The organism is Romboutsia sp. CE17, assembly GCF_012317385.1.
In the GTDB taxonomy this organism is placed as follows: Bacteria; Bacillota; Clostridia; order Peptostreptococcales; family Peptostreptococcaceae; genus Romboutsia_E.
Genome location: NZ_CP051144.1, coordinates 830,414 through 843,007, shown reverse-complemented (window position 1 = coordinate 843,007; position 12,594 = coordinate 830,414). Strand labels below are relative to the sequence as shown.

8 protein-coding genes are annotated in these 12,594 nt (G+C 26.9%); 2 read left to right on the top strand and 6 right to left on the bottom strand.

Features of this window, described 5'->3' with window-relative positions; genetic code table 11:
* Positions 1–186: 186 nt before the first annotated feature.
* The 3 genes from HF520_RS04015 to HF520_RS04005 all read right to left on the bottom strand — a co-directional run bounded on the left by HF520_RS04015 (position 187) and on the right by HF520_RS04005 (position 4,601).
* Complete coding sequence (locus tag HF520_RS04015; protein ID WP_168572803.1) at positions 187–1,497, bottom strand: sensor histidine kinase; 1,311 nt, start codon at positions 1,495–1,497, stop codon at positions 187–189.
* A complete protein-coding gene (locus HF520_RS04010) occupies positions 1,497–2,171 on the bottom strand; it encodes a response regulator transcription factor (protein WP_168572802.1) in 675 nt (224 codons plus the stop codon). Before HF520_RS04010 ends, HF520_RS04015 begins: the two co-directional genes overlap by 1 nt.
* Positions 2,172–2,267: 96 nt before the next feature.
* On the bottom strand, positions 2,268–4,601 hold the full coding sequence (locus HF520_RS04005) for an ABC transporter ATP-binding protein/permease (RefSeq protein ID WP_168572801.1): 2,334 nt from the start codon (positions 4,599–4,601) through the stop codon (positions 2,268–2,270).
* A 179-nt stretch (positions 4,602–4,780) separates the two neighbouring features.
* Between HF520_RS04005 and HF520_RS04000 the strand changes: the two genes are divergently transcribed.
* Together HF520_RS04000 and HF520_RS03995 are read left to right on the top strand one after the other, a co-directional pair.
* Positions 4,781–5,506, top strand: a complete 726-nt coding sequence (locus tag HF520_RS04000) for an EFR1 family ferrodoxin (protein ID WP_168572800.1) — start codon at positions 4,781–4,783, stop codon at positions 5,504–5,506.
* A gap of 126 nt (positions 5,507–5,632) precedes the next feature.
* Complete coding sequence (locus HF520_RS03995) at positions 5,633–6,466, top strand: FUSC family protein (RefSeq protein ID WP_168572799.1); 834 nt, start codon at positions 5,633–5,635, stop codon at positions 6,464–6,466.
* Between the two features lie 259 nt (positions 6,467–6,725).
* Here HF520_RS03995 and HF520_RS03990 read toward each other — a convergent pair whose 3' ends face one another.
* The 3 genes from HF520_RS03990 to HF520_RS03980 form a co-directional block, all read right to left on the bottom strand.
* Positions 6,726–8,081: an MATE family efflux transporter gene (locus HF520_RS03990; RefSeq protein ID WP_168572798.1), complete on the bottom strand. Its 1,356-nt coding sequence runs from the start codon at positions 8,079–8,081 to the stop codon at positions 6,726–6,728.
* A 120-nt stretch (positions 8,082–8,201) separates the two neighbouring features.
* Positions 8,202–9,524: an aminotransferase class V-fold PLP-dependent enzyme gene (locus HF520_RS03985; protein WP_168572797.1), complete on the bottom strand. Its 1,323-nt coding sequence runs from the start codon at positions 9,522–9,524 to the stop codon at positions 8,202–8,204.
* A 386-nt stretch (positions 9,525–9,910) separates the two neighbouring features.
* Entirely contained in the window at positions 9,911–11,287 is a 1,377-nt protein-coding gene (locus HF520_RS03980; RefSeq protein WP_168572796.1) for an alanine/glycine:cation symporter family protein, read from the bottom strand.
* Positions 11,288–12,594 lie beyond the last annotated feature (1,307 nt).

Genomic DNA, 12,594 nt, shown 5'->3' with positions numbered 1-12,594 from the left:
CCTACTTTCATTCCAACTCCCATTCCACTACCTAAAGCTATAAGTATATCTGTGTTATGCTCATCATTGTATTATTTTATTAATGCTTCTGCACAAGTATATCCTTGGCTATGATAAACTGATGGTTTTGTCATTTAACTTTTCCCCACTTATCTTTATTTTTTATTTATAATATTACTATATTTTTTAAAAAGGTAATTTAACTATAAACCTAGTATATTTATTTAATTCACTCTCTACTTCTATACTTCCACTAGATAATTCAATTATTTTTTTACATATAGATAAACCTAGTCCATAACCTAACTCACTTCTTGAATCATCCCCTTGATAAAATCTATTAAACAAATACTTTTGTGTATTTTCATCCATCCCACACCCAAAATCTTCAATTATAACTATAACTTCATTAGCATTCTTGTTAAAATAAATATTAATTACTCCATTATCATGAGAGAACTTTATAGCATTATTTATAATATTTAACCATACTTGTTTTAAATACTCCTCTTTCCCATAATAATATATTGGTTTTAAATCTAAGTTGAAATTAATATTTTTCTTAATCCATTCTTTCTCAAGAAGTATAACAGTATTTCTTATTTGCTCATCTAAAGAAAACTTTTGATTTCCTTTAAAACTTTCCATATTATCTAGCTTTGATAATTCTAAAATATTTGATGATAAACTTGATAATCTATTTACTTCATCTAAAACAATATTTATATATTCTAACCTTTCCTCTTGTGATATATGTTCATTTTTTAAAATAGTTAAATATCCTTTTATTGCTGAAATTGGTGTTTTAAACTCATGAGAAACATTATTTATAAAATCTTTTTGCATATAATCTAAATGGCTTAAATCAGTTGCCATTGAATTAAATTTGTTTATAAGCTTACCTAATTCATCTTCAATTTTATATTTAGATTTAATTTTTATATTAAAATCACCATCTGATATTTTGTCAGTAGCTTCTGCTAATTCTTCTATTGGATCAATTATCTTTTTTGATGCAAAACTAATAATTGATAATGAAATTAAGGTAGTTATTAGCAATATCCATATATTCAAAGCAATTGGTAATAAATGTATGTGATGATTAGCAACAGAAATTATATAATATTCATTTTTTATTTTAGTTATTATATTAAACTCTTTCTTATTAGCTAAATACACTATACCATTATCTTTATTAAGAACATTCATTTGATTTTTATCAATTGGAATATTATAAATATTATCTTGTACTTGAATTTTATAAAATAAATCATTATATATATCTAATAATACCTTTAATTTTTCTTCATCATCCTTATATTCACGTAACTTTGATATTATAACTTCATATCTATTGATTAGTATATTTTTTATACTATCTTTTAAGTAAGGAGCTATTATCAAATTAGATATAAGATTTCCTACTACGATAGATATTATAAAAACTACTCTAAATTTATACTTAATACTCTTTCTAATTCTTTCTTTAAAAGTCATTAAACCTTCTTCTCCACTTTATAACCTAAACCTCTTACTGTTATAATTTCAAACTCACTATATTCTTTAAACTTTTCTCTAAGTCTTCTAATATGTACATTTACAGTTTGCTCTTCACTACAACTATCCATTCCCCATATATCATCCATAAGCTCCATTCGTGTGAATATTTTTCCTGGATAACTTAGTAATTTATACAATAAATAAAACTCTTTTTTAGGTAGATATATACTTTCTTCATTTTTAGTAACACTTAGCTTATCATAATCCAACTCTACATCCCCTATATTTAGTTTATGGTTATTTTTTATACTATATCTTCTAAGAAGAGCTTTTATCCTCATAAGTAGTTCTTCTAAGTCTATTGGCTTTGTCATATAATCATCTGTTCCTAACTTAAATCCTACTATTTTATCTTCTTTAGATTCTTTTGCTGTAACTATTATTATAGGCAAGTCAACATAAATACATCTTAATTCTTTAATAAGTTCAAATCCATTCATCTTTGGCATCATAATATCACATACAATTAAGTCAATAACATTTTTTTCTAATATATCCAATGCCTCTAATCCATTTTTAGCTAAATAAGTTTCAAAGTTATTTTGCCTTAAATATATATCAATCATTTTTCTTAAATTATCATTGTCTTCAACAATTAAAATCTTAATCATATTTTATATGTTAGTCCCTTTCAAGTAAATTTATATCAAAAATAAGCAAACCATGATTCTATTTTTATAGTATCATAGTTTGCTTTGATTTTCCAATTAGCTTCTAAGAGATTCTACTGGATCTTTTTTAGATGCAAATTTTGATGGTATCCATCCACCTATCATAGTAAGTACTACACTTATTGTTAACAGCATTATTGCATGTAGAGGATTTAAATAAGCGATATTTTCTAATTCTGTCATATTGTAAAGAATATCATTCATCGGGAAAGTTAATCCCCATGCTATAATTATTCCTAATAATCCTGAACAAGTACCTATTATAAATGTTTCTGCATTAAATACCCTTGTTATATCTTTCTTTCTTGCACCTAACGCTCTAAGTATTCCTATTTCTTTTGTTCTCTCTAATACAGATATATAAGTAATTATACCCACCATTATTAAAGAAACAACTAATGATATTGATGCAAAGGCAACTAGTACAATTGTTATAGCATCCATTATACCACCAGACATATCAGACATAGTTTGAGCTAAATCAGTATAAACAATTGTGTCATCTTCTGAATCTATTTTACTATTATAATCTTCTAAGTAGCTTACAACTTGATCCTTAGAGTCAAAGTTCTTAGGATAAATCATAATAGCATATGGAGTCGAGTCTCCACCTAAGTACGATATTAAAGATGACTTAGATTTTTCATCTAATTCCTCTTTAGTAAGAACGTTATAATCAGCGTCCTTTTGAGCTTTTACTATTTCTGAATCTAATCCATTTTCTACTACTAGCTCTGTAAGTTTATCACTATACGCTATTCCATTAGCTAATATTCCTACTCCACTATCAGGATTTGAACGCACTATAGCTTTTAAAGTTAAAGTTGTACTATTTTTACTTTTATAAGCTTTTTCTAAATCATCAGTCGGCATATACGTTCCAAAATTTGTTTTTTCATAGTAATCATCATTATCTATAAGCTTAAATTCCATCCCAACTAATTCATCAAAATCTATACTACTTATATCTTTTGTATCTATACCAAGAGATTTTAAAAGATTTATATCAACTCTATTTTTAGAATCTACTACAAGAACTAAGTCTGTATCCTCTGTTGGATATTTTCCAGCTAATAAATCATAATTTTTTTCTATATAAGATCCATTACTAGTATCAATCATCTCTGGGTAAGATGATATTGTAGCTGATTGCATAGGTAAATTACCATTCTCGCTTGCAAATGAAACTGATTTATAAGTATCATCTATTTTTCTGATAAGATTCATAGATGCTATTCTTGTATATCCAATACTTGAACAGATGTTTTTATCTATATCATTTAGATGTTCTATAAATTCTTCACTAAAATTATTTACATGAGTCTTTATTGTATCACTTATATCATATAAATATACTTCATCGCTATCAACATACTCTACATTACCTGTAATACTACTTTGCATTTCTCCTCTCATATTTTCAATAGTCTCTTCATCTATTTGTTGAGAACTTTGAGTTATTGTTATTGGATATTCTGATAAAGTATCCGATTGAACTTCTTCAATTTTTGTTTTAAAACCAGTTGATAAACTAAGTATTACAGCGATTCCTATTATACCTATACTTGATGCAAATGCTGTTAAAAAAGTTCTACCTTTTTTAGTTTTAATATTTGTAGCAGATAGCTTTAACGCTGTTAAGAAGTTCATACTAGTTTTCTTTAATGAGTAAGAACCATCATGAACTCCTTCTTCTAATATATTTGAATCAGATATTATATTACCATCTCTAAATTCTATTATTCTATCTGCATAATCATGTGCTAACTCAGGATTATGCGTAACCATTATTACTAATTTGTCTTTTGCTATATCTTTTATTAGCTCCATTATTTGAACACTAGTTTTTGTATCAAGTGCTCCTGTTGGCTCATCAGCTAATATTATATCAGGATCATTGGCAAGTGCCCTTGCAATAGCAACTCTTTGCATTTGACCACCTGAAAGTTGATTGGGCTTTTTATGTACATGTTCTTTTAGACCTACTCTTTCAAGTACTTCTAGTGCTTTTTCTCTTTTTTCTTTTGGAGAAACACCACTTAGAGTCATCCCCATCTCTACATTTGATATTATATCTAAATGATTTATTAAGTTGTAACTTTGAAAAATAAATCCTATACTATTATTTCTATATGCATCCCAATCTGTGTCTTTAAATTCTTTTGTTGATCTTCCATTTATTATCAAATCCCCACTATCATATTTATCAAGACCACCTATTACATTTAGGCACGTTGTTTTTCCTGAACCACTTGGCCCTAAAATGGTCACAAATTCATTTTTTCTAAAATTTACTGACACACCATCTAGTGCTGTCTGTGTAAAGCTACCTGTTGTGTAACTTTTCTTAATATTTTTTAATGTAAGCATCTAATCTCCTCCTATTAAGTTATGACTTAAGTTTAATATTAGAAGATTAACTTAACATTAACTTTTTAAATAATTTATAATACAAGATAATTACTTTAATAAATGGTATGAACTCTTAAGTTATAAATCATATTTGTTATATGTTATAATATAGAAAACTTTTATTTTGGAGGATATTTATGGTTTATTATTTTTCTGGTACAGGAAACTCAAGATGGGTTGCAAAGAAAATAGGTAAAAAATTAAACGAAGATGTTGTAAATATAATTGATATAAATAAAAGTGATGATATCCACGTAAAAGAAGGTGAAATTATTGGATTTGTATGTCCAACTTACGCTTGGCTTCCTGCTGAAATAATGCTAAATTTTATAAAGGAATTGAAATTTGAAAAATGTTCTTTTTCTTTCCTTATATGTACTTGTGATAGCGAAGCTGGCAATATAGGTAAGTTACTAAAAAAAAATTATTCAATAAATAGTGTTTATTCTATTGATATGCCTAATAATTATATAATAAGTTCAGATATTGATTCAAAGGAAGTCATAGATTCTAAACTTGAAAATGCTGAAAAAATAATCAATGAAATTTGTATAGAAGTTAGTAATAAAAATTCTGTCTGTAAAATAAATAAAGGAAGTTTTTCAGTTTTAAAAACAAAATTAGTTGCTCCTTTATTTAATAAATACGCTAGAAATACAAAATCATTTACAGTAGAAAATAGTTGTGTATCTTGTGGTTTATGTCAAGATATTTGTCCTGTTGACTGTATTAAATTAGTAGATGGTAAACCTTTTTGGGATAAGTATTGCCTACAATGCTTGGCTTGTATCCATAGATGTCCTAAAAAAGCAATCCAATATGGTAAAAAAAGTAAAAATTTTGGCAGATATTATCTTGAATAAATAAGTTCTTCTATACAGTATATAATAAAATATGTTTTATAAAATTGTTATATATAAATTATAAAAAAGTATATGATACTATTACGAAAGGAGTTATACAAGGGTTTATAAGCCTTAAAATTCTATATGAAAAAAATAGGACTTAGAACGATCAAGACAGGGATAGCCGTATTTTTAGCAATGTTGGCAGGATATTTTGGATTAGTAGAAACTCCAGTATATACGGTATCAGTGTGTATATTTTCCATAAAAAATACAATGAAAAGCTCTGTTTCTGATGCTCGTACAAGAATATTAGGAACATTACTTGGAGGTTTTGTAGGATATATATTTGCTATTCTTACCCATGGAGAAATTATATCCACTGCTTTAGGAGTTATTCTAATTATACATTTATGTAACTCTTTAAAAATATCAGACTCAGCTGGTATTGCATCTGTAACTTTTACAGCTATACTTATAGGCATTGGCCAAAATAATCCTTTAACATATTCTATTTTTCGTACTATAGATACCTTAATAGGATTATTAATAGCTTTACTAGTTAATTATGGTGTAAGTCGCCCTAAATACCTAAAACATTTATGCTCTGCTTTTAAATCAGCTCATGCTGATTGTATAGATATTGCCTCTGAAATGGTTGCTAAAAATGATTTTAGTAACTACTGGAAATATGAAGAGATATTTGATGATTTACAAAATTATTATAATCTTCTTTTAGATGAGATTACATACGCTAACAAAGATGCTGATTTTACTGAGCTTAAAGAATACTTTAATATATTTGAGCAATTACTTCATCATATTCATGGATTATATCTATTAAAAAATAATCCTTTAGATAAATCAAATTGGTCTAATGGCACTATTTATAAGTATCATATAGATAGTATTAATAAACTTCTATCTATGTCTTTACTTATGGAACTAGATTTCAATTTAATACTTGACTCGAGGTAATTCTAGTATTGATAATATAAATAGAATATTATTATAATAAAAATAGCTTTATTCTTATTTTGCTTAAAGTTAAAGTTTGTAAAATCTTATAACGACTAATAAGTATATTTATCTAGAAATACAATTTTAGAAAGAGTTTGTTTACATTTTTTAAAGATAAACAAAGATAATATTAATAATCTATAGTATAATCAAAATGCAAACATAACTAAATAACAAAAGATATCATTTTACTTACTCAAGCATAAAAAAGGTATTGCTATGCAGCAATACCTTCTTCTTTATCTTCATCTATAATCTTGTTAATTCTATTGCGATAAGTTATCATTAAAGGAACAGCCGCAGCTATCCATGCAATAGGGTCTGATAAACATATCCCAGTAAACCCAATGTATTTAGGAAGTGTGAAAGCAACTATACTTCTAGCAACTAATTCATAAACTCCAGCCATCATAGGTACAAAAGATTCTCCCATACCTTGTAAAACATTTCTATATACAAATATAAACCCTAAGAATATCATAAATACTGCTGAATAATTTAATACATCTTGAGCATACCTAATGATCTCATCACCTGGATTTTCTATAAATATCATTACGAAATATTTTCCAAAGAAAACTAAAATAGCTCCTGCTATTAAACTTGTTATTATAGAAATCTTATTCATTATACTCATACCATTTCTTATACGATCAAATCTCTTAGCTCCCAAGTTTTGACCTGCATAAGTTGCCATTGTAACCCCAAATGATATTAATGGTTGCATAACTAATTGAAGTACTTTTGATGATGCTGTATATGATGCTATAATATTTGAACCAAATACATTAACAGCACTTTGAACTATAATTACTCCAACTGCTGTAACTGAGAATTGTAACCCCATTGGTATACCAACTTTTAAATGTGTTGTATAATAGCTTTTATCAACCTTAAAATCTTCTCTTTTAAGTCTTAAAACTTTAAACTTCTTATAACTATATACTAAGCACAGTATCCCAGAAATACCTTGTGCTATATTTGTAGCATAAGCTGCGCCTGCAACACCCATATTAAAATTAATAATAAATACTAAGTCTAAAACTATATTAATAACTGACGATATTATTAAGAAATATAATGGAGTTTTACTATCCCCTATAGCTCTTAATATTCCTGCTGCCATATTGTAAGTTGTTTGAGTAAATATACCAGCAAAAATTATAGTTATATATATATTTGCATCATTAAAAATATTATCTGGAGTATTCATAAGCTTAAGTAGAGGATTTTTTACTACTAAAGCAACTACTGTAATTATAATTGTTGATATTATTGTTAATATAATATTACTTGCTACAGATTTTTTAAGTCCTTCTTCATCTTTAGCTCCAAATTTTTGAGAAACTAATACCGAAAATCCACTAGTAAGTCCTAGTATCATACCATTTACTAAAAAAAACATTGAACCTGTAGAACCTACTGCAGCCAGTGCATCTACGCCTACAAATCTACCTACTATGATTGTATCAACCATGCTATATAATTGCTGAAATATATTTCCTATTAATAATGGTATTGAAAATAATATAAAAATTCTTAAGGGACTTCCCTTTGTCATATCATTAGTCATAATTCACCTCTAGTCTATTTTATTCAAAAAATTATTTTAAAAATAAATTATATATACTATTATATATTTATGTCAAATAAAATTTGTATAATATATTTAAAAATATAAAAATTAAATTATTTAAAATCTGATTATTCCATGAGATGTTCTGTATCTACGATTTGGATTCTTTCTATTTGCAATAAAATCTAATTGATTTAGGAATTTATCAGCTTCTTCAATTGTATTATAAAGTCCAAGACTAACCCTTACCATTCCATAACAATAATCTCCAGAGACTATATCTCTATATGCATCCCAATCTCTTACTCCTAGTAATCTAAATACATATGGATGAGCACAGAACTTACCTGCTCTTAATGAAATACCTTTTTCTGTCGCCATTTTTATTGCTAAATCTTCATAATTTCTATCTTTAGCATTAAAAGCTATTACTCCTAATCTATCATCTGTGTAATTTGTATCTCCATACAAAATTACATTATTTATTTTTTTCATATTATTTATCATGTAATTTTTTATTCTAGCTTCATGCTTTTCTATATTTTCAAATCCGATATTTTGTAAATCACTTAAAGCCTTAGCCATTGCTATTACTCCAAAGAAGTTTTGAGTTCCAGCTTCAAATTTTTCTGGTATTCCAGTCCAAATAGTTTTTTCATCAAATACTCCTGAAACACAACCTCCTCCAGATAAAAAAGGCTCTGTATTATTCAAATATTCTTTTTTGCCAATAATTGCGCCACTACCAAAAGGTGCATATGCCTTATGAGCAGAAAAAGTCATAAAGTCTATACATTCCTCTTCACAGGTTCCTTTCATATCTATTTTTTTATGCGCTATTAACTGAGCTCCATCAACAATTATTAATGCATTGTATCTATGTGCAAGCCTTGCAATATCATGTACTGGTATAACATATCCAGTAACATTTGATGCTCCCGTAACAGTTACAAGCTTAACCCTTCCTTTTCCTTTTATAAGTTCATCTTCTATATCATCTATATTTATCCTACCTAATTCATCTACATCAATGTAAACCATTTTTCCTACTCTTCTAAAAGGTATATCGTTAGCATGATGTTCCATTCTAGTTGTTATAATTATGTCTTCTTTACCTTCTATAAGAATATTTGCTAGTATATTTAAGGCTTCTGTATCTGATTTAGTATATACTACTGTATGTGTATTGCAATTTTCTAATCCAAAAAAACTTAATAAAGCCTCTCTAGCCTTGCTAAACATTGTTGTACAGTATTCACCCTTAAAGCCTACACCTCTATCTATAGGTCCATAATTTTTTATATTATCTAAAATTATTTGAGTCACACTTTTTAAAGGTGGTGTTGTAGCCCCATTATCAAAATTAATAGGAGTTATATAAGTACCATCTGGTAACTGTACTTGTTCATCTATACCATCAAATAAATCTCTATAGTTCATATACTTTCCCTCCTTATTCTTCATTTTATAAATATATTTTTAAAGTAGAATAATTATTCTAAATCTATTTGTCCTAAAATAAAAATAATTGTTCTTATTTTAAACAAAAAGAGCATCTCTAATTGATGCTCTCTTAATCAATAAAACTATCTATATCTAAGTTATAAATTCTTTTTAACGCTTATTAAAAACTAAAATTCATTACTACTTAAAATTCAAAGATAAATAATTCTAGAATAGAAACATCTTATTCCTTTGAATTTCTAATCCCTAATTCAAGTTAAGAATTATATTTTTCATTTTCTAAATGAGCTATAATTTCTCTTCTAGTATTAACTAACTATCCATGATTTAATTTATTAAATTAAGTAAATATATAAATTTTATTATTGTACCTTACTTTTATCATACATATGGTTTAATGTAAAATCTTTAAATAACTTCGTAAATACTCCACTTAACATAAATACAGCTATTAAATTCGGTATGATTTCTATTCCTGTCGCAACATCAACTACAGTCCATATCATTTCTGTAGTTTTTCCAAGCGTTAAAAATGGCGGTATTAAATATATCCATCTAAATAGTTTTATGTATTTATTTCCAAATACATATACTACAGATGTTTCATACTCTATAGCCCAACCAATCATAGTTGAAAGTGCAAATAATAATACACATATCCCTATTATATAACTACCAAAACCACCATAAACACTCGAAAATGCAGCTATTGTCAAATCTACACCATTTAATCCACTAGCCCAAACTTCAGGCCCACAACAAAGTATCGCAAGTGATGTACAACTACCTACAACTAATGTATCTACAAAAACTTCAAATACTCCATATAATCCTTGTCTAATTGGATGATCTGTTATTGCAGTCGCATGTACCATTGGTGCTGAACCCATACCTGCTTCATTTGAAAATATTCCTCTAGACATTCCTCTTCTTAGAGTTAATAATACTGTAGATCCAGCAAACCCTCCGATTGCTGGCATTGGTTGAAATGCATAAACAAATATATTACTTATCACAGTAGGTAAGTTTTCTATATTTATAATTATAACCCCTAATGAAGCTACTATATATAGTATACACATCGCTGGTGTTATCTTTTCACAGAATTGTCCTATTCTTTTAAATCCACCAATTACTACTATTCCGGTTATTGCTGTTACTATCAATACAGTAGCTACTGGTGGTATATTGAATATATTATTCATAGCTTGAGACATTGTATGAGGTTGTACAAATACCGCTGTTCCCAATGCACCTAAAATCATCATAACTGCAAAAAATTTAGCTAATAATCTCCATTTATCTCCTAATCCTTTTTCTATATAATACATTGGTCCACCATAGAAATTTCCATCTTTATCTTTCTCTCTATAATAAACTGCTAAAGAAACTTCTACCATCTTAGTTATCATACCTAGCATAGCTACAAACCACATCCAAAATACAGATCCTGGACCCCCTATTGCTATTGCTGTTGCTATACCTGCTATATTAGCAGTCCCTACTGTTCCAGAAAGTGCTGTAGCTACAGCCTGGAATGGAGTCATAACTCCTTCGGACTTTAAGATTTTATCTTTTTTAAATATAGATCCTAAGGTTTCTTTAAGAACATATGGTAAGCATCTTATTTGAAAGAAGCCAGTTTTTATACTAAATACTAAACCTGTAACAAAGATTAAAATCATCGTTGGAAATCCCCATAAAAAATCAGCTAACGCAATTATTATATTTTCTAACATATCCAACCTCCTATATAAAATTAATTTTTATTATTTTATAACAAAGCTTTCATCAATTATTAATAAACTTTTGTAATCTTCTCAAATAGCTTTAATTCTTACTTTAGCTAAATAATAACTTCTATTTGTACAAAAATTATATTTAGTTATTTCACAATCAAATCCATCTTATTTTTTATGTATATATATTTCTAATAAAATCTTCATCTATATGTAAATCTACAGCTACTAAGTTTCCTGCATATAACGCTGATTTTATATCTATCAATGTTAAAATTGCATTGCCTAGAACTTTATAATTAATTTACTCTAGCTTTTATATTTTTTTAATCTTTAAGTAATTTTCTTTCTCAAAATTTAGACTTATTAATATTCTCATTTATTTTAATGCTAATTGTGCTTAATAATATAAAAATCCATCTCAAGAATTTATTTAAATTTCCCTCCTATAGGATCTGATTTGCACAGTCTAATGCTACCATTATATTTAGCATATAAACTTTTATAATTGTTCTCATTTCTTCTTTTGTGAATTTATATATGTTCATTTCTTTTAGTGCTCAATACTTGTCACTAGTCTATCATCTCTATACATCTTTATATATATTTATAAAATTTCATTGTACTGATCTTCACAAATATTCAAATCTATATGTAAAAATATATGTGTAGGTTTTTCTTCTTAAGGTTGCTCATATACTTCTGATACTATTTTGTATAGTATAAGTTTAAATATTTTTACAGCTATATCAATAAGTATCTTAAGCTATTATTATTCCTAATTCTTTATACTTCTTAACTACCAATCTAGCTGACTCATAATAATTTATATCAGATATACTATTCTATACACCTTATTTTGATATTTTTTCTCCATCCTCTTAAGTAAACATTTTCTAAAAAATGAGTTTTATATACCTTCATTACATAGTTTAGATATATAACTTCCTAATGTATAGCTTACCCTAACACTTTAAGTATATTTAATCCAAATCTAAAAAATTCATCTTTTACCTAATTATTTTAATACCTAGTTCTTTAGAAAAATTATATAATTTTAGTAAATAAGTTTATTTATGTAGATTAAGACTTTTATAAAAGTTTCTCACCTCATAGAAAATATATATCTACCTTTTTTATTTTCTATCATACATCACACGTTTATTATTTATATAATTACTATTCTACACCTAGTATTTACAACACCTCCAACAACATAGTACTTCATTTCCAATACCATATCAACAACAAAAAATCATTTATCTAACTGAGAAAAACTTCTCATTTTGATAAATGATTTGCTCCAT